Source organism: Spirosoma sp. 48-14 (assembly GCF_001898575.1).
Taxonomy (GTDB): Bacteria; Bacteroidota; Bacteroidia; order Cytophagales; family Spirosomataceae; genus Spirosoma.
Genome location: NZ_MKUD01000041.1, coordinates 134,687 through 154,813, shown reverse-complemented (window position 1 = coordinate 154,813; position 20,127 = coordinate 134,687). Strand labels below are relative to the sequence as shown.

Annotated in this window: 15 protein-coding genes; 13 read left to right on the top strand and 2 right to left on the bottom strand. The window is 54.0% G+C overall.

All coding sequences use genetic code 11. The features are described from left to right. Nucleotides 1-24 precede the first annotated feature (24 nt). From BGO59_RS20875 to BGO59_RS20855, 5 genes are all read left to right on the top strand, one after another. A complete protein-coding gene (locus tag BGO59_RS20875; protein ID WP_293686383.1) occupies nucleotides 25-1,317 on the top strand; it encodes an enolase C-terminal domain-like protein in 1,293 nt (430 codons plus the stop codon). Next, nucleotides 1,314-2,090 (top strand): SDR family NAD(P)-dependent oxidoreductase, encoded by a 777-nt coding sequence (locus BGO59_RS20870; protein ID WP_293686381.1) that lies wholly within the window; start codon nucleotides 1,314-1,316, stop codon nucleotides 2,088-2,090. The genes BGO59_RS20875 and BGO59_RS20870 overlap by 4 nt, the downstream gene beginning before the upstream one ends. Nucleotides 2,091-2,156: 66 nt before the next feature. Then, the gene (locus BGO59_RS20865; protein ID WP_293686379.1) at nucleotides 2,157-2,507 is read left to right on the top strand and encodes an L-rhamnose mutarotase; all 351 of its coding nucleotides are present in this window, start codon (nucleotides 2,157-2,159) and stop codon (nucleotides 2,505-2,507) included. Then, a complete protein-coding gene (fucP, locus tag BGO59_RS20860; RefSeq protein WP_293686377.1) occupies nucleotides 2,504-3,772 on the top strand; it encodes an L-fucose:H+ symporter permease in 1,269 nt (422 codons plus the stop codon). The genes BGO59_RS20865 and fucP overlap by 4 nt, the downstream gene beginning before the upstream one ends. A 5-nt stretch (nucleotides 3,773-3,777) precedes the next feature. Further along, nucleotides 3,778-5,532: an alpha-L-fucosidase gene (locus tag BGO59_RS20855; RefSeq protein ID WP_293686375.1), complete on the top strand. Its 1,755-nt coding sequence runs from the start codon at nucleotides 3,778-3,780 to the stop codon at nucleotides 5,530-5,532. On the opposite strand, the gene BGO59_RS20850 is transcribed toward BGO59_RS20855, so the two are convergent. Together BGO59_RS20850 and BGO59_RS20845 are read right to left on the bottom strand one after the other, a co-directional pair. Beyond that, nucleotides 5,503-5,655, bottom strand: a complete 153-nt coding sequence (locus BGO59_RS20850) for a hypothetical protein (protein WP_293686373.1) — start codon at nucleotides 5,653-5,655, stop codon at nucleotides 5,503-5,505. The two genes, BGO59_RS20855 and BGO59_RS20850, sit on opposite strands and share 30 nt — an antisense overlap. A 186-nt stretch (nucleotides 5,656-5,841) precedes the next feature. Then, nucleotides 5,842-6,864: a LacI family DNA-binding transcriptional regulator gene (locus tag BGO59_RS20845; protein ID WP_293686371.1), complete on the bottom strand. Its 1,023-nt coding sequence runs from the start codon at nucleotides 6,862-6,864 to the stop codon at nucleotides 5,842-5,844. A gap of 322 nt (nucleotides 6,865-7,186) precedes the next feature. Between BGO59_RS20845 and BGO59_RS20840 the strand changes: the two genes are divergently transcribed. The 8 genes from BGO59_RS20840 to BGO59_RS20805 form a co-directional block, all read left to right on the top strand. Next, nucleotides 7,187-10,273, top strand: coding sequence for a TonB-dependent receptor (locus tag BGO59_RS20840; RefSeq protein ID WP_293686369.1), 3,087 nt, complete (start codon nucleotides 7,187-7,189; stop codon nucleotides 10,271-10,273). A 13-nt stretch (nucleotides 10,274-10,286) separates the two neighbouring features. After that, nucleotides 10,287-11,726, top strand: a complete 1,440-nt coding sequence (locus BGO59_RS20835; protein ID WP_293686367.1) for a RagB/SusD family nutrient uptake outer membrane protein — start codon at nucleotides 10,287-10,289, stop codon at nucleotides 11,724-11,726. Between the two features lie 90 nt (nucleotides 11,727-11,816). Beyond that, nucleotides 11,817-12,629, top strand: coding sequence for a sialate O-acetylesterase (locus BGO59_RS20830; RefSeq protein ID WP_293686365.1), 813 nt, complete (start codon nucleotides 11,817-11,819; stop codon nucleotides 12,627-12,629). Between the two features lie 18 nt (nucleotides 12,630-12,647). Then, nucleotides 12,648-13,796: a glycoside hydrolase family protein gene (locus BGO59_RS20825; RefSeq protein ID WP_293686363.1), complete on the top strand. Its 1,149-nt coding sequence runs from the start codon at nucleotides 12,648-12,650 to the stop codon at nucleotides 13,794-13,796. After that, complete coding sequence (locus tag BGO59_RS20820) at nucleotides 13,793-15,511, top strand: sodium:solute symporter family protein (RefSeq protein ID WP_293686361.1); 1,719 nt, start codon at nucleotides 13,793-13,795, stop codon at nucleotides 15,509-15,511. The genes BGO59_RS20825 and BGO59_RS20820 overlap by 4 nt, the downstream gene beginning before the upstream one ends. A gap of 73 nt (nucleotides 15,512-15,584) precedes the next feature. Then, nucleotides 15,585-17,879, top strand: a complete 2,295-nt coding sequence (locus tag BGO59_RS20815; RefSeq protein ID WP_293686359.1) for an FAD-dependent oxidoreductase — start codon at nucleotides 15,585-15,587, stop codon at nucleotides 17,877-17,879. A 45-nt stretch (nucleotides 17,880-17,924) separates the two neighbouring features. Then, on the top strand, nucleotides 17,925-19,277 hold the full coding sequence (locus BGO59_RS20810; protein ID WP_293686357.1) for a family 16 glycosylhydrolase: 1,353 nt from the start codon (nucleotides 17,925-17,927) through the stop codon (nucleotides 19,275-19,277). Between the two features lie 21 nt (nucleotides 19,278-19,298). Then, nucleotides 19,299-20,127 (top strand): glycoside hydrolase family 95 protein (locus tag BGO59_RS20805; protein WP_293686355.1); only part of this gene is annotated, 829 nt, incomplete at its 3' end.

Here is a 20,127-nt window from a genome sequence, read left to right as displayed (position 1 = left end):
GGCGTAATCGCTTACCGCGCATCCATGTCAACAACCTCCGTGTTCAGTGAAGCCAATCGGGTAACGGCACAACCGGGTAGTACGTATATTACGGCCATATCAACACAGGATCGCCGGTTTGCCCTGGGCGAAGGGGTTGGTACGGACTCTATCCACCAGACCCCCCAATACTCCTACGCGGTCTGTGTATTAAAAACAACCACATCCGTTGAAGGCATCGGCCTTGCCTTTACGCTGGGTGCAGGCAATGATCTGGTTTGCCGGGCCATCGACTACCTGGCCCAACCGCTGGTCGGACTTGACATTGAGGAGTTGATGGCCGATTTCGGCAGTATGTATCGCCAGATGGCCGATTCACCTTCCCTGCGCTGGCTGGGTCCACAAAAAGGGGTCGTCCAACTGGCACTAGCCGCCGTGGTCAACGCCTGTTTCGACTTGTGGGCAAAAACACGGCAGGTTCCCTTATGGAAACTTCTACTCGATCTGTCGCCGGAGCAACTGGTCAATACCCTCGATCTGAGCTATCTGGAAGAGGTCCTGAATCGGGAGCAGGCAATCGACCTGCTCACACGGGCGCAGGCAACCCGGGCGGATCGATCGGGTGTATTACAAACCGGCTACCGAGGCTACGATACGTCGATTGGCTGGTTCAACTACACCGATGACCAAATCATTGACAATACCAAAAAAGCGATGGCACGCGGCTTCACGGCCATGAAGCTCAAAGTTGGGTCCGACGACCCCCAGCGAGACCTTCGGCGAGCCTCGCTCATTCGGGAAACGGCGGGCGAGTCGGCAACCATCATGCTCGATGCCAACCAGCGCTGGAATGTACCGCAGGCGCTGGCCATTTGCCACCAGTTGAGCAGCATCAACCCATTCTGGATTGAAGAGCCGACTCACCCCGACGATGTGCAGGGTCATAAAGCGATTGCCGATGCGCTGGCTCCCTTTAAAGTGGCCACGGGCGAGCATATCCCGAATAAGGTTATCTTCAAAAACTTTTTGCAAATGGGCGCTATGGCTTTCTGCCAGGTCGATGCTGTGCGAGTTGGGGGTATTTCGGAGTTTCTGACCATTAGTCTGCTGGCCAGGCACTTTGGTGTTCCGGTCGTACCGCATGTAGGCGACATGGGACAAATTCACCAGCATCTCGTGCTGTTCAACCACATCGCGATGGACCATGAGAATCTGTTCCTGGAGCATATTCCTCATCTGCGGCAGTACTTTACCCAGCCGGCCCTGATTGTCGATGGCTACTATCGGGTGCCTCAGGAGCCCGGCAGCAGCAGTGACCTTATAGTTACTTGTTCATGAGCTCGTTACAGAATAAAATTGTGTTTATAACCGGGGGTGCGTCAGGAATCGGCATGTCCTGCGCGCTGGCCTATGCCCAGGCGGGTGCTCAGGTGGCCGTGATGGACCGCGACGCCAGTGCGCTCGACCTGTTACTCCATCAACTGGGCGAGACCCACCTGAGCATTCTCGGCGACGCGCAGTACGGCCCGGATGTACAAAAAGCTATTGACGCTACCCTGGATCGTTTCGGTCGGCTGGATATCGTGCATAACAATGTGGGTATGTCGAGCCCATCGAAACCCTTGCATGAAACGACGGAAGATGAATGGGATGCTCTGTTCTCGATAAACCTGAAGAGCGTTTTCTGGACGACCCGTTATAGCCTAGACGCGTTGAAACAAACAAAAGGCTGTATCCTTAACACGAGCAGTATGGTGGGTGAAATAGGTCAGCTTAACCACGCAGGCTACGTGGCCACAAAGGGCGGTATGAATGCGCTGACCAAAGCAATGGCGCTGGATTACGCTCCTTTTGGGATTCGGGTCAACGCAATTTGTCCGGCTGGTGTCTGGACGCCTATGTTGCGAACCTGGGCCACTCAGCAACCCAACCCGGCCACGATAGAAACGTACCTCAACGACATTCACACACTGGGGTACTGCCCCGAAGGGGATGTCATCGCTGATGCTGCTGTCTTTCTGGTATCAGATGCAGCCCGGTTTATGACCGGCTGTATACTGCCCGTCAGCGGTGGTGCCGAGCTGGGATATGGCCGAAAAAGTGCGCTGTAAGCTTTTCGCCATGCCCTGTTAACCCTAATCGATTGTTAATGTATCACCCCCTTGCTTTTTACCCTAATGCGTACCTGTCTGGCCCTTGATCTGAAAAATGACCCCGCCCTCATTGAACAGTATGAGCACGTTCATCGACCCGGACATATGTGGCCCGAGATTCCACAGGGTATCCGGGAAGGCGGTATTGTGGATATGCAGATTTATCGAATTGGAAACCACCTGTTCATGATTGTTGAAACCCCCGGTAATCTGACCGTAGCAGAAGCCTTTCAACGCATCGGCGAACTACCCCGTCAGGCAGAATGGGCTGCATTTGTGGGGCAATTTCAACAACGGTTGCCTGAGGCTCAGCCGGGCGAACACTGGGCGGAAATGAAAGCGGTATTCTCGCTCAACGAACATAGAACGGTATGAAAACATCATCGCGCTTTGTGGTCCCCCTGCTGGTCGTTATGAGCCTGATGTTCATCTGGAATCTCAGCCGGAACATCAACGATGTATTGATTCCGCACTTAAAACGAGCCTGCCAGCTTACCGACCTGCAATCGTCGCTTGTTCAGACTGCTTTTTTTGGTGGTTACTTTTTGCTGGCGTTGCCGGTAGGCCAGTTCATCCAGCGCTACGGCTATCGGGCAGGCATGGTAACTGGCCTTCTGACGGCAGCCCTGGGAGCTGGTTTATTTTTCCCGGCCGCCGAAACCAGGTACTATCCCCTTTTTCTGGGAGCGCTCTTCATTATGGCGGCCGGATTTACGTTTCTGGAAGTAACTGCCACGCCCTATATTTCGGTACTGGGCGATCCCGAACGCGCATCGAGCCGATTAAGTCTGGCCTCCGCTGTTGGGTCGTTAGGCGCTACCCTTGGCCCACTGGTTGGCGCCCAGTTTCTGCTGCATGCACAGGATATTCCGGAAGCCAGCCTGCAACAGCTGAAACCGGATCAGCTGACGGCCTTTCTGAATGCCGAGGCCCAACTGGTTAAAACGCCTTACCTATGCCTGGCGATCCTGTTTTTGGTACTGGGCCTATGCCTGCTGTTCATTCCACTGCCCACCCTGACCGAAAACGGAGAGACATCGGCCCGTCTTAAGGACATCCTTGGCTTTCGACATACCGTGCTGGGGGCACTGGGCGTATTTTGTTACCTGGGTGCCGAAGTAGGCATTGTTAGCTTTCTGATCCGGTATGCCAGATCGGAGAAGCTGCCGGGTTTGTCCGAGCAGAAAGCTGCCCTGTTCATCACGCTCTTTATGGCCCTGGTCCTGCTGGGGCGGCTGGCGGGAGCCTGGCTATTGCAACAGGTCGATTCGGCGCGGTTGCTGACGCGCTGCGCGGCAGGTGCCGGGCTGCTGGTCATTATCGCTATGCTTACAACGGGCTATGTCTCTTTGTATGCGTTGAGCTGCGTGGGGTTGTTCACCTCTGTCATGTATCCTATCCTGTTCACACTGAGTATTCATCAGCTGGGGGCGTATACCAAAACAGGTTCTTCCCTGCTGATCATGAGTATAGTAGGTGGAGCGCTTATTCCGCCCATTATGGGGCTAATTTCGGATACGTTGAGCATTCGGCTGGCTTTTACCGTGCCTGTACTCTGTTATAGCTACATCCTGTATTATGGTCTGCGGGGCTACATCACTTCGCAGCCTGTACGTACCCAAACCATCCTAAACCACTGATCACTATGCGTCTATCCATAAAACTACTCTACTGTGGTTTACTGCTGACCAACCCCGTTCTGGCCCAATTGCCCTCATCCGATGCAGGTCGTCTGCAACGATGGCGTGATAATCCGCTGAGTCTGTTTGTACACTGGGGGCCGGTCAGCCGCATTGGCAAGGAAATAAGCTGGTCGCGGCAAGCCTACGGGAAGGCTCGCTACGACTCCCTGTATCGAGGGTTCAATCCGACTCGCTTCAATGCGCTCGAATGGGTTCGGATGGCCAAACGGAACGGGTTCAAACAGATCGTGCTGACTGCCAAGCATCACGACGGCTTCTGTCTGTGGGACACCAAAACGGTATCGTACAACATCATGCACTCACCGTTTGGCCGTGACGTGTGTAAGGAACTGGCACAGGCAGCCCATCAGGAGGGATTACCCATCGGCTGGTATTTTTCGGTGGGCGACTGGAAAGACCCGGATTGCCGGAATCCAGCAACAAATGATGTGTTCGTTCAACGAATGCTGACCCAGGTTCGGGAACTACTGACCAACTATGGAAAAATCAGCCTGCTCTGGATCGATTTTGAAGGGTGGCCCAGCCCAACGCATCCCAAACAGGTATACGATCTGGCGCGTCGTTTACAGCCTGACATTATTATCAACAATCGACTCGAGCCCTTTACGCCCGATGAGTCTCATGCCCGGGTTGGCCCGTACTCTGACTATGCCACGCCCGAAAACTTTGTAGCGGGCTACGGAAAAGTGCCCTGGGAAACCTGTACCAACATGGGCCACCAGTGGGCCTGGAAATTCGGCGATACCCCCCGACCACTGCCCGAGTGTGTGCAGACACTGTTGCGCTGCATTGGAGGCAACGGCAATTTGCTGTTCAACATCGGGCCTGACAGCACCGGGGTTTTCCCGGCATCGTTCGTAAGCCGTACAAACGAAATGGGCGACTGGATCAACCAACATGCTGAAGCCATTTATCAGGTACGAGGTGGCCCGTACATGCCTACCCGACAGTATGTGAGCACGTATCGTAAAAACAGGGTTTACGTGTATCTTTTTCCGGAATCGCCTGCCGAAATTCGGCTCCCACCCCTGGCTGGATCGATAAAAAAAGCCCAGTTGCTGAATGGAAAAACCGTGACGGTGAACCAGAAACCAGATGGGCTGTACATTAGCCTGCCTGCCTCAAGCCGGGATTCGGTGGCTACCGTCATCGCCCTCACACTCGATCGATCAGCCGCGTCGGTAGAGCTGATCCGGCCATTTACCAGCAGTGGTGCCCTTTCCTATGGCCAGCAGGCCAGAGCTTCGAGCGCTTTAGGCAACTTCTTACACGATGCCTCGGCGGCCGTCGACGATAATCCGAATACGGCCTGGAAACCAGGTCGCCGGACAGATGTCGATTTCAATGCCTATTATGGCCGCAATGTTCATTATATGTCCGATTCGGTCATGAACTTGTTTCAGCATACAGGCTGGCTGGAGATCGATCTGGGGAAATCACAATCGATTAGCCGCATAGCCGTCAGCGAACTGGTCTATCAAAAATCACAAATCAAGGATTTTACGATTCAGTACCAAAAGGCCGGGCGATGGATAACCCTGGTACGGGATACAACCATGGGAAACTGGTCGAAAGAGATTACGCCCGTACGGGCGCAACGATTCCGGCTGGTCATCAACGATTCATCGGGCTACCCCGGTGTGCGTGAGTTTCAGCTATTTGGAACATCACGCCCCGAACAAACCAATAACGGCTGAATAGGCTTTTGTCTGGCGAACGTCAGGCATGCCATTCAAAACCGTACCATCCAGAATCTCCATCTCCATAACCGGATCACACTCCGCGTAGCCTGTTGTAGCGTCTGTGGCACTGAGATACATAGTCAATGTACAACCAGGACGTATCACCTACGAATACCTGAGAATCAGTGATCGGGTGATGAATGACTTACAGTACACCATAACGTATATAGACGACCGTTCAATCGAATTAATCTAAGACTCGTATGTTTCTGCACGGACAACGTCTGCGCAGAAACAGCATTGCTGAACTATCTGCTGGCCAAACTAATTTCGTTGGCTCGAACCCCGGATGATCAGTTCAGTTTTGAGTACCCGTGTGATCGGCTTCCATACCGACGAATCCGTATGAATCTGGTCGAGCAGCAGTTGAGCAGCTACCTGACCGATCTCCCGGGTTGGCTGGGCCATAGTGGTCAAACCGGGTTCAATCAATGCAGACCCGTAATCGTTACTGAAACCGACAACGGCCATCTGCTCAGGGATTGACAAACCCTGTTCCTTGATCACATTGATGGCTTCGATGGCGGTGGGGTCATTGACGGCAAAAAGCGCATCGGGCGGGGTGGGCAAGTCCAGCAGGTATTTCACGTAAATCTTCACTTTCTCCAGCGTCAGGTCGTAGCTAATGATCAGATCGTCCAGGATAGGGCGTTTATGCTTCCGCAAGGCGTCTTTATACCCTTCCAGTCGCTTTCGGCTGATGTACAGGGACGGCGGGCCAGCCAGATGGGCGATGCGCTTTTTTCCCAGCAGAATCAGATGTTCGGTCGCTTTAAAAGCCCCTTCGTAATCGTCGACCACCACTTTGGGTGTTTCAATGTCATGGCATACGCGGTTGAAGAAGACTAGGGGTATCCCTTTTCGTTTGAAAACGTCAAAGTGCTCAAAATTTTTGGTCTCACGCGTCATGGAGATCAGCACGCCATCTACCCGATTCGCCAGCATAACCTTCGCATTGGCGACTTCGGTTTCGTAGGTTTCATTTGATTGACTGATCAGTACTGAATAGCCCGACTGGGCAGCAATCTCCTGAGCCCCCATGATGACAATAGGAAAGAAAGACGTCACAAACTCAGGCACGATGATGCCAATGGTCCGGCTCTGACTGGAGGACAAATTAATAGCCAGCATGTTACGCTGATAATCCATTTGCTGAGCAAGTTCCATAACTGCCTGTCGGGTATCAGTCCGTACACTCGGGTGCCCGGTGAGCGCCCGTGAAACAGTGGATTTCGAAATGTTCAACTTCTGGGCAATGTCAATTATAGTTACCTGGTGCCGCTTCATATGAATGAAGATATAAATTTTGTACTATACCAATAATACAAAATAGCACTTTTTTTACCAATTGCTCTCATTTCATGGGAACGCTCCCACGAAATGGGAGCGTTCCCATGAAAATAAATCCACAAAGCCCTCAAAATTTAGTACTATATTTTTCAATGTTTGTACTGTTCTGAGATTTTAGAAGAAAAAATTCACAGATCGTTTTCACAGGCGGAACCAACCCAAGCAATTCTGGCAATCTATGGGATTTTTTCGAGCGCCCTCGGAAACCAACACTATTTTGACTTATTCCAATACAAACGCTTAAACCTTAATCACCTTTATGGATCTTTTTACAGCATTTGCCAGCAGGGAGAAAAGCCGTTGGATCATCGGTTTCATGCTCCTGTTGAGTCTCCATTGTCAGGCACAGTCCGGTCGGTCGGTTACGCTGAAAGGGGTTGTCACCTCTGCCGATACCAGGCAGGGCATCCCGGGCGCCAACATCATCGTCAAAAACACGCAGATTGGGGCAACTACGAATGCGGAGGGTGCGTTTGTTCTCTCGGTTCCCGAGGGTACCCGTGTTGTAACGGTTTCGTACATCGGCTACCAGACGAAAGACGTTTCAATCGTCGGGCAGAACAACGTCAATATAGTGCTGGAAACGGATGATCGCTCGCTGAACGAAGTGGTGGTCGTGGGGTATGGCACGGTCAAAAAAAGCGATCTGACAGGCGCGGTCTCTTCCGTAAAAGCGGCAGAACTGAAACAAACACCCATTGCCAACTTCGTGCAGGGCTTGCAGGCCCGTGCGTCGGGCGTTCAGGTAACCCAGAACTCGGGTGCACCGGGCGGTACCATCAGTGTCCGGATTCGGGGCAACAGCTCCATCAGTGGCAGCAGCGAACCCTTGTATGTGGTCGATGGCTTTCCGATCTCAGGCAATGATAATCCACTGGCGGGTGGCGGTAGCAGCTTCGGCACCGACAACGGCAACCGCCTTTCCGTGCTTTCAACCCTCAACCCGAACGACATTGAAAGTATTGAGGTCCTCAAAGACGCGTCGGCTACGGCTATTTACGGTACGCGGGGTGCTAATGGCGTCGTGCTCATCACGACCAAACGCGGGAAGACAGGCCAGACCCGGGTTACCTATGAAGGCTATTATGGCCAGCAGCAGATACGCCGGATGCTGCCGCTTATGAACGCTACCCAGTTTGCTCAGTATGAAAACGAAATTTCCGGGCAAACACTCTATCCGAACCCGGAGCAGTTAGGTGCCGGTACCGACTGGCAATCCTACATTTTTCAAAAAGGAGGCATGCAGAACCACCAGCTGTCGGTATCGGGTGGTACAGACAAATCCCTATTCAATGTGTCGCTGAACTACTTTGATCAGGACGGCATCATTATCAATTCAAATTTCAAGCGGGGGTCCGTACGGGTAAACCTGGACAATACGATCAGCAAAAATTTCAAGATCGGAACCAGTCTGACCTATACCTACTCGCAAAACAATGGCGCCGTGACATCGACCCTGGCCGATGCCGGTGCCGGTGGGATTGTCATATCGGCTCTGGCTGCCCCGCCGACCGTGTCGCCCTATGATGCCCAGGGGAACCCGACCATTTTCAGCGGCCGGTACATCGACATCAACAATCCGATTTCGGTTGCGACCAATGTACTGAACCGCAACACAACCCGCCGGTTTCTGGGGAACATCTTTGCCGACTGGACAATCATCGATGGGCTGACGTACCGGGCTTCGTTTGGCGGGGATCTGGTGAATGACACCCGCGATTCGTACGTCAATCGGCTCGTCCGCACGGGTGCCCAGGTTAATGGGATCGGCGGAAAGGGGAATACCTACAGCAACACCTTTCTGCACGAAAGTCTGCTGAACTACCAGAAATCGTTCGGCGTACACAATCTGGCGCTGACGGGGGTTTTCTCGACGCAAAGCCAGTTACAAACCAGCGATGCATCGACGGGCCAGACCTTCCCCAACGATCTGGTACTGAACGACAATTTGAGCCAGGCTTCTATTGTCACCATCAGCAGCAACAAACAATCCTGGCGTCTGGACTCCTACACCGGCCGTATCAACTACAATTACAAAAGTAAGTACCTGCTCACGCTGACGGGCCGGGTCGATGGATCGAGCCGCTTCGGTGCCAACAATAAGTACGGCTTTTTCCCGTCGGTAGCGGGCGCCTGGCGCGTTTCGGAAGAAAAATTCATGCAGGGACAGCAGGTCGTGAGCGACCTAAAATTGAGAGCCAGTTTCGGGATCACAGGCAACGCGGACATTCCCCTGTACAACTCGTTATCGCGCCTGAACTCCGTAGGCAACTATAACTTCAACAACACCCGGAATATCGGCATTCTGGCGGCCAACATTGCCAACCCGGACCTGCGTTGGGAAAAGAGTGCGCAAACGGACCTGGGGGTAGATATTGGTTTGCTGAACAACCGGGTTCAGCTGACAGCCGACGTATACATCAAAAAGACGAGTGACCTGTTGTTGTCGCGGGCTATCCCCCTTTCGTCGGGCTTTGGTTCGGTGTTCGGCAACTTCGGAGGCCTTGAAAACCGGGGGATCGAACTGTCGCTCAACGTGGGCGTTCTGAACGGGCCACTGAAATGGGACATCAGCGGCAATATATCGGCCAATCGGAATAAGCTGACGCTGATCGACGGAAAACGAACCGAGATCATTCCCGGTGATGGAGGAGGTTCCGTAGCGGCCTTTTCAAACACCAGTCTGCTTCGGATCGGGGCACCTATCGGCTCATTTTACGGCTATTATTTCGATGGCATCTACCAGACCGGCGACAATATACCTACCGGAAAGACAGCAGGTAATATACGCTACCGGGACCTGAATGGCGACGGCGTTATTTCGGCGGCCGATCAGGATATTATCGGTAACCCAAACCCGAACTACTATTTCGGGCTGACCAACAACCTGAAATTTAAAGGCTTCGATTTCAGCCTGTTCATCCAGGGCGTGCAGGGCAATCAGCTGTTCAATGTGGCCCGGCTTCGGCTGGAGAGTGCATCCGGTGGCTCTAACCAATACGTTACGGTCGTTGACCGCTGGACACCTTCCAACCCGTCGAATCGCTACCAGAAAGCGTCGATCGGGCAGCGGGTGAGTCAGTCCGACTTCCAGATCGAGGATGGCTCATTCGTCCGGTTCAAGAACGCGACCCTGGGCTATACCTTCCCCCAGATCGGCAAGATAAACTGGCTCAGAAACAGTCGTGTCTACGTCAGCGCCAACAACTTTGTCACGATTACGAAATACACGGGTTACGACCCCGAAGTGAACACGGCCGGGCAGAATAACCTGAACCTGGGTGTCGACAACATTGGCTATCCGGTTGCCAAATCATTTATCGCTGGCCTTCAACTAACGTTTTAAGTACTCCTGAACCATGAAACGGATCTATCAACTCCCTCTGCTTTTTATCGCTTTAGCGTCCGCTTTGACCGGTTGTCAGTTGGCCGAAAAACCCTATTCGTTCATTACGCCAAGCCAGTTTTACAATACGGCATCCGATGCCGAAGCTGCGCTTACGGCGGCTTATACACCCATCACCGATCTGTACAGCCGGGTAGGAACGCAGGTGCCCGACTACTCGGCGGACCAGTGCTTTCCGCGGGCCGTTGTCGGACGGGAGCAGCTAACCGTCTTCTCCTACGACGCAACCAACGATCTGATCGGCCAATACTGGCAGCACTGTTACAACGGCGTCAACCGGGCCAATCAGGTTATCGAAAATGTACCCCGCGTATCGATGGACGAAACGCGCAAAAAACAAATCCTGGCCGAAGCGCAGTTTCTGCGGGGACTTTATTACTTCCACCTGGTGAAAACCTTTGGCGATGTACCCATCAAACAGATCAGTACGAAAGACATTGCCAGCACCGAAGCCCCCAAAAGTAAGGCCGAAGATGTCTATGCTTTTTTGATAAAAGACCTGGAACAGGCCGTTAAAGACCTTCCGGCACAGCCCAAAGACCGGGGGCGGGCCGCCAGTGGGGCCGCTCAGGGCTTACTGGCCAAGGCCTATCTGTATGCAGGCAATTACGCCAAAGCCGCCGAAAATGCACAGTCGTTACTCCAGTCAAATCGGTATAGCCTCATGCCCAATGTGCTGGACCTTTATAACCCACTCAAAGAAGATGCGGCTCGTGCAGAGATGATTTTTGCCGCTGAATTTTCAGCGCTGAGTGGCCTGATCGGCTATGATCTGGTTGGGTTTTATGCCCCGGCCAACTCCCCTCCGGTCTTTTCTAAAACCGCCTTCGGTTCGGCATTCGGCTATATGTCGTTCTACAAATCCTTTAACCCGATTGACAAACGACGACAACTGCTGGATACCGCTTACGTGAATGCGACGGGGGTGCTGATCGGCCAGTCCGATGTAACCCTGAAAGACCGAATTCTGGTCAAGAAATTTCTGGACCCCAACTCGAACGGGGCCAATGGCGAAAACAACTTCCCGATCCTTCGCCTGGCAGATGTGTACCTGATTGCTGCTGAAGCCGAAGCCCGGCAAAATGGGCCAACGAGCGTTGCCTATGCAGCCATCAACACCGTTCGTCGCCGGGCGGGTATTCCGGACCTGACGACCGGCCTGACCAAAGACGCCTTCATTGAGGCCGTTTTGCAGGAGCGCTCCTGGGAATTATGCTACGAAGCCGACCGCTGGTACGACCTGACACGGACGGGTAAGTTTAAACTGGTAGCGAACGTGCTGAACTCCTATTACCCATCTCGCCCGGTTCAGGACAAACATCGCTTCTTCCCCATACCAAATCTGGAGATTCTGACCAACTCGCAGTTGGAGCAGAACCCCGCCTGGAAATAGTATAGCGTTCATTATAGGTTGGGAATCATGCAAACGGCTCTGTCGAGTGCAGAGCCGTTTCATTGTCTACACCGCATTACCTCATATCGAATGAATTGGCTCCCTGGATTCGTATTTCTGATTTACTGGACAACGGCCACGGCCCAGAAGCAGCATTTGTTCCTGATTGCGGGCCAAAGTAATGCCGTTGGGCAGGGTACGGCGGCCCAGTCCGTGATCTGCTCGCCAGGTATAGCGCTGGCGTATCGGGCATCTACCGATTCGCTGGTGACGCTGGCGGATCCGTTTGGCGAACGGGTGGGGCATTTTGAGCAGGCATCAACGGGCAGTATAGCCCCTGCCTTTGCTCAGGAGTTCCACCGAGTCACGGGGGACAGGGTCGTACTGCTCTCAGCAGCACGGGGAGGAGCCTCCTGTGATCAGCGGGCCGAACTAGGCAACTATGGCACCTGGGCTGAAACGGGTAAGTTACCCCTGCTCCAGGAAGCGGTAGCCAATACCAAACGCGCGATGCAGAAAACAGGGCTCCCCCTCAGCGGCATCATCTGGCTTCAGGGAGAACGGGACGCCAATGCCATTGCCGATACGCTGATGACAGGTACCGATTATCTGAACGCGCTCCTCGACGTGATTCATCGATTCAGAGAAGGCTTTGGCCGCACTGTGCCGGTTTATATCGTACAGACGGGCTATCAGGCAGGACGCACAACGACTGGAAGTGATGCGGTTCGGGCGGCCCAACTTGCGGCAACCCAACGACTGCCTAAAACCTATGTAGTTTACCAGGAAACGAACGCGTTCGCCAAACGGGGCTGGATGAAAGACTTCGTGCATTATAACCAGACAGGCCTCAATGACATTGGTCAAAAAACGGCTCGTTTTGTCGGCAAACACCTCAACTAACCCTGCACTCATTGCCCTATGAACTCGCTCCTTCTAAACCGTCGGAATTTCCTGCTGTCGACCGCAGCCCTTTCGGCCGCCACCTGTTCACGGTATCTCATGGCCAGCCATTCAGGGCTGGCCCACAAGCCATCTGGGGTAGAGCCTGACACGCTCAACCTCAACGCCATGATGCAGCCTGTACAGGCACGATCGGTCCTGCGCGACCCCGACTGGTTTATCTGGGGAGGTGGTATGGTTCGTACAGCAGATGGCCTTTGCCATGGTTTCTTTGCCCGCTGGCCCCGAAAGGAAGGGTTTAATGCCTGGGTCACTCATTCGGAGATTGTTTATGCCACCAGCGCCGACCCCCTCGGCCCGTGGACGATGGTTGGCCCTGTATTTGAACGAAGGGCCGGTTCCTGGGATGCTGACAACCTGCATAATCCATTGATTCAAACCTTCGACGGAAAATACTACCTGTATTATTCGGGCAACTACGGCCCACGCAATGGAACCAAAGAGGGCTGGTGGGTGCATCGGAACAACCAGCGGGCGGGGGTAGCCGTCGCCAGCCATCCGGCGGGACCATGGCAGCGCTTCGACAAACCCCTGATCGAGCCAACACCCGGCGGCACCGACCACCTGCTCACCAACTCACCAACCGTAGCCCGCCGGAACGATGGCAGGTATGTGCTGATTTACAAGGGTGTTTCTGACGGGCCACGGCCGTTTGGAGGGAAAGTCAGAATGCACGTAGCCCTGGGCGACAGCCCGATCGGCCCGTTCATGAAACAGCCGACTACGGTTTTCGGCCATGAATCGATGCAGTTCCCCACAGACGACAACGTTATCTGGCAGCAACAGGGACGACTCTACGCCATCGTAAAAGACTACCGGGGCCTCTACAGCCAGCAGGCAAGACCCGGCTCGACGGAAAAAGAATCACTCGTCCTCTTTACATCCGTTGATGGCCTCGACTGGCGGCTGGCAGCCCATCCCTTTGTCTCTGACTTTCGCATTCACTGGGCCAACGGGCAGGTAAGTGACCGATTACACCGATTCGAGCAGCCGCAGGTATGGCTCGAAAACGGGAAACCTTCCGTCCTGTTTCTGGCTGTAAAAGCAAAATCAGACGACGACGATACGGACTTATCCTACAACATTCAAGTAAAACTCAACGCATGAACACGACCATCGACACGGCAGTAATCGTCCTTTTTTCAGCCTTTGTGCTGGGGATCGGGCTGTTATTTGCCCGCACAGGCCGCAACCTGAAATCATTCTTTGCCGGGGGCGAAGCGGTCCCCTGGTTCATCGGCGGGTTATCGTTGTTTATGAGCTTTTTCTCGGCCAGCACCTTTGTTGCCTGGGGGAGTATCGCTTACAAACACGGTTGGGTAGCCGTCACTATTCAGTGGATGATGTGTGCCGGGGCGCTGGTAACCGGCATCTGGCTGGCACCACGCTGGAAAAAAACAGGGGTGCTGACCGCGGCTGAATACATTCGCCAACGGCTCGGCCTGACCGTTCAGAAAACGTACATCTTCATTTTTACGCTCGTCAGTATCTTCATCAAAGGATCGGTTCTGTACCCGGTAGGCAAACTGGTAAGCGTCTCGCTGGGCCTGCCCCTGATCCCCACAACCATCGGGCTCGGCATTTTTATGATTGCCTATACATCGGTAGGAGGTCTCTGGGCCGTCATGGTGACCGATATTCTTCAGTTTGTGGTACTGTCGGCAGCCGTTTGTATTCTGTTACCACTGGCCTTCGATCAGGTAGGGGGTGTTACCGGGTTTACGGCCAAAGCGCCCGACGACTTTTTCAACCTGCTCAACGGCGAATACACCATTGGCTTTATACTCGCTTTCTTCCTATACCAGGTGGCTTATATTGGCGGCAACTGGACGTTCGTGCAGCGCTACACCAGTGTCGACAGCCCGAAATCGGCCCGAAAAGTGGCCTTTCTGTTCGCTGGCCTCTACCTCATAAGCCCGGTTATCTGGATGCTGCCGCCGATGATCTACAAGACGATCAACCCATCCCTGACGGGGCTGGACACGGAAAATGCCTACCTCGAAATCTGTCGGCTGGTGTTACCTCCCGGCCTGCTCGGCCTGATGCTGACGGGCATGTATTTTTCCACCTCAGCCAGCGCAAACACAACGCTCAATGTGGTCTCGGCGGTGTTTACCAACGACATATACAAGGGACTGCTGAACCCCGGTGCCACGGATAGCCAGTTGATACGGGTAGCCCGGCTGTCTTCCTGGGGCTTCGGCATCGGTATGATCATCATTGCCTTACTGGTGCCCTACATCGGTGGCATTGTGGAGGTCGTGCTCACCATTGGCGCGGTGACAGGCGGCCCACTGCTGGCCCCACCCATCTGGGCACTCTTTTCCAAACGCCTGACAGGTCAGACAACACTTCGCATTACCCTGATTACCTTGTCGCTGAATCTGATCGGTAAGATCATTTTGCCGCTGACCCTGAACGTTAAGCTCAGTCGGGCCGAAGAAATAGTCATCGGTGTGGGGGCGCCCGTCCTGCTCCTGGCGCTGGCTGAGTGGCTGGCCTCCCGCAAACGAACAGCCAGCCCGGACTATCTCGCCTACGAAACGATCCGGGCCAGCGAGCAGCCAGTTGTCGGGCAGGAACAGGCCGATGAAGCCGCCGAGATAAGCCGCCAGAATCAGTTTGGTCTGCGGGTCATTGCCATCTCGCTGGTTGTTACAGCGCTCATTCTGTTTGGGCTAAGTTTTTTGACTTCGCAGGGAGCGGGTATAACGGCCCTGCTGGCCGGGACCGTACTCCTTACGGCCCTGATTCCCTGGCGGGCTGCTGCCCGAATGAACCCACAGAAGAAGCTGGTCGAAACGGCTGCGCCATGGCTCTAATAACGACGGATTTTCATTGAAACGGACAGGCCAACGGACCGTACGGTATTCACACAAACGATTGACTTAACGAATGATACGCGAACAGGCAACTGATCATCGTCCGCTTCGGACGATCCGGCACGACGCCGATTTACTGGTAATTGGCGGAGGGCTTTCGGGCGTTTGCTGCGCCATCACGGCAGCCCGGGCCGGAATTCGGGTGGTACTGGTACAGGACCGGCCCGTACTGGGCGGAAATGCCTCGAGCGAGGTACGTCTGTGGGTGCTTGGCGCGACCTCACACATGGGCAACAACAACCGTTGGGCGCGGGAAGGGGGCGTTATTGATGAACTGCTTCTGGAGAATCTATACCGGAACCCGGAGGGCAACCCGCTGATTTTCGATACGATTCTGCTTGAAAAGGTAGTCATGGAGACCAATATTACCCTGCTACTCAACACGGCGGTATACCACGTAACGATGGCCGCAGCAGGTACCGGGCGCATTGAGTCTGTGCAGGCATTCTGCGCCCAAAACAGCACGAGCTATGACTTGACAGCCCCCTTGTTCTGCGATGCTTCGGGCGATGGTATCGTTGCGTTCCAGGCAGGGGCGGCCTTTCGAATGGGTGCCGAATCGACGGAAGAGTTTGGCGAAAAGTTTGCCCCTTCGGCGGACTATGGCGAGCTTCTGGGCCACTCGCTTTACTTTTATTCCAAAGATACCGGCAAACCTGTCCGGTTTGTGCCTCCGGCCTACGCGCTGGACGATATCACCCAGATTCCCCGGTTTCGCTCGTTCAATACCAGCGACTATGGCTGTCGATTGTGGTGGCTGGAATATGGCGGCAGACACGATACCGTACATGATACCGAAACCATTAAGTGGGAACTCTGGCGGGTGGTATACGGGGCCTGGAACTACATCAAAAACTCGGGCCTTTTCCCTGAAGCCGCTAACCTGACCCTGGAATGGGTCGGCCATATTCCGGGCAAGCGCGAGAGCCGCCGATTTGAAGGCGACTACATGCTGACGCAGCAGGACATCGTCGAACAACGTCAGCATACCGATGCGGTCGCCTTTGGCGGCTGGAGTATCGACCTGCACCCGGCAGATGGAGTATTTTCGGAAAAACCAGGCTGTAATCAATGGCATAGCAAAGGACTCTACGCCCTACCCTACCGCTGTTTTTACAGCCGCAATGTGAGCAACCTGTTTCTGGCAGGGCGTATTATATCGGCTTCACACGTGGCCTTTGGATCATCGCGGGTGATGGGAACGAGTGCTTATGGTGGGCAGGCGGTGGGTATGGCGGCTGCACTTTGTACCCGTCACAGCCTGTCCCCCCGCGACATCACCAACGACCCGACCCTACTGAACGAACTCCAGCGGGCGTTACTCAAAACAGGCCAGCATATCCCTGGCCTACGGCTTCGGGATGACCAGGACCTGACACATCAGGCCACGCTGTCGGTATCGAGCGAGTTTGTCCTCCATGAACTGCCGCCCGATGGACCGATGACGGTGCTTCGGCATTCGGCCGGGCAGATGCTCCCATTGCCAGAGGGGCCAGTGCCGAAGCTTACCTTTTGGGTCGTAGCAGCTCAGGATACAACCCTGGTCGTTGAGTTTCGGGTGAGTAGCAAGCAACACAATCATACACCGGACAACGTCATTGAACGGCATGAAATCAGCCTCCGGAAAGGCAGACAGCCCGTTCAGCTGGCCTTCTCTGAACCAATGCCTTACGAGGGTTACGCCTTCATCTGTTTCCTAAAAAACGATCAGGTATCGGTTCAATGCAGCCAGTTGCGGGTATCAGGTATCGTGTCGGTATTCAACAAAACCAACCCGGCGGTATCGAACTACGGCAAACAGGAGCCGACGGACGATATCGGTGTGGAAGCTTTTGAATTCTGGACACCGGAGCGCCGACCCAAAGGGCATAACCTGGCGGTTCAACTAGAGCCTGGTATCCGGATGTTCGGCCGGGAGAATGTACGAAACGGCTTTCAACGGCCGACAAACGTACCCAACGCCTGGGTAGCCGACCCGACCGACCGGCATCCAACCCTGACGCTAACCTGGCCCGACGTCAAACAGATTCGGGAGGTTGTCCTGCACTTCGACACAGATTTCGATCACCCGCTTGAGTCTGTCCTGATGACACACCCCGAAACCGAAATGCCCTTCTGCGTCCGGGATTTTGTACTCTGCAATGACCAGAAGCAACGGATTTACGAACACAGCCATAACCACCTAAGTCAGCGCACCATACGATTTGAGCAACCGATCCACACAAGTAGCCTGAGTATTCATCTGAACACGGCAAACAGCGGTGCCCCGGCTTCGCTGATGGAAGTTCGATGCTATGCTATTGATTGATACAGAATCTGTTTAAACCCGGTTTTCACCTTTCCTCTTAATTTTATGAGAACGATTGTATGTATGCTCGGTGTATCCCTGTCAGGCATCTCCCTGCTCCAATGTCAGCCCGCTCCTGTCGTTACGCAGCAAGCCGTCACGAAGACCACCGCTACCAATGCCCGTGTTGCGGCCACCGACCTGCCCGTTACAGGCTACACATTATGCTACCAGCAAACCTTCGACACGGGGACTACTCCTAGTGCTTCCGAGTGGATTTACAGAACAACCGATCGGCTGGGCGGATATAACAGTGCCAGTCAGGTTACAGTAGGCAATGGTTCCCTGAACATTAACTATAATTACAGTGGTGGGAATTATTACGGGGGCGGAGTTATTTCGACCCATACGTTTGGCTATGGCTTCTACGAAGTCCGTTGCAGTCTGTACTCAGCTACGCCCGGCCTGCATCAGTCTTTCTGGACAATGGGGATAAGCCCGGGCACCAACTCCGCCAACGAAGGCTATTCCCAGATGCAGAATGATGAACTCCCTCAATACAATACCGCCCTTGAGATTGATGGCTTTGAACAAAACTCGTCCAATGCCAAACTAGCCTGCAACCACCATGTGTACACGCCTTCGCACTCGTCAAGTATTTCGCAATCGGTCTGGCCCAACCCAGGCAGCAGCTGGTTTACAATGGGGTTTGAGTGGAGGCCCGACGGCATCACCTACTACTACAAACCCGATGGCGCAACAGCATGGACACAGGTTGCTACTAAATCGCTGGCCGCAAGCCCCTGGAATGTGTATGCTCCCCAGAATTTCTGGCTGTCGGCGCTGCCTGTTCCTGGTGGCGACTATGGCTGGGGTGTAGCGACGCCACCTAATGCCGGAGCAGCCATGAAAGTTGGGCATTTCAACTACTATGCAAAACCCCTGCCCGGTAATAATCTGATTGGAAATGCTGGTTTTGAATTTACCAGTGCCAGCACCGCAACAGACGGCTATCCGATTGGCTGGATCGAGTCACGAACCTACGGCAACACGCCCGACCGCAGCTATGTGACGACCAATGCCACCAATGCCAATTATGGAGAACGCTACCTGGTGCATGAATCGTACAGCACACCCTACAACTGCACAACGAAACAGCGGCTGGACTATATCCCCTACGGAAGCTACAAGCTCACAGCCTGGGTCAGAAGTAGCGGAGGCCAGGCCGTAGCGCGCATGCGGGTAATTGTGGGCGGTGTCGAACGCTATGTCAACATACCAGCTACATCGAGCTGGCAGCAAATCGCGATCGACAATATCGACGTCCAGAGCGACGACGTAGTGGTTGCTTTTACCTCAAATACGGACGGACCGAACCAATGGATTGCGGTAGATAGTGTTATCATGGTGGCCAAATAAACGCCAACTTAACCCCTGTCTATGTACGAATTACTAAACAGCATAAAAAGAAAAATCCTGTGGCTGACGCTCATCAGCCAGTTGGCCATCACAACCTGGTCGGTAGGTCAGTCGGCTGGCAGTAACGGTTCAACCATGCTTTGGTACGCGAAACCGGCTACGCAGTGGCTGGAAGCCTTACCTATTGGCAATGGACGAATGGGGGGCATGCTATTCGGTGGTATCCGAACGGAGCATCTACAAGTCAATGACCAGTCGCTGGTGACGGGAACTACGCAAAAAGTGGGCTATTATCAGCCTTTCGGCGATGTGTTCGTTGAGCTGGACTCGGCAGGAACGATCCGAAACTATCGACGGGAGCTGAACCTACAGAACGCAGTACACACGGTTCGCTATGAATCCAATGGGGTACAGTTCGTGCGAACCGCCTTCGCCAGTTTCCCCGATCAGGTACAGGTGCTTCATTTTTCGGCCAGTAAGCCGGGCCAACTCACCGGAACCATTCGACTGACCGATGCTCATCAGGCGTTGGTTCGCGTAGAGGATGGTAAACTGGTGGCTACCGGCACGCTTGAAAATGGCATGATACATGAGTCGCAGGTACGGGTAGTGGCAAAAGGCGGTCGTGTTTCGGTAAGCCCCGCCGGTATTCGCGTTAATCAAGCGACTACCGTTACGGTACTGCTGGCGGTCGGTACCTCGTTTGTCAATGATGAGTCCTTGAACTTCGTTGGCCAGCATCCGCACCAGCGGCTCAATAACCAACTGGAGAAAGCGGCAAAAAAGTCAATTGACCAGCTAATGTCGGCCCATACACTTGATTATCAGTCACTTTTCGGACGGGTTCACC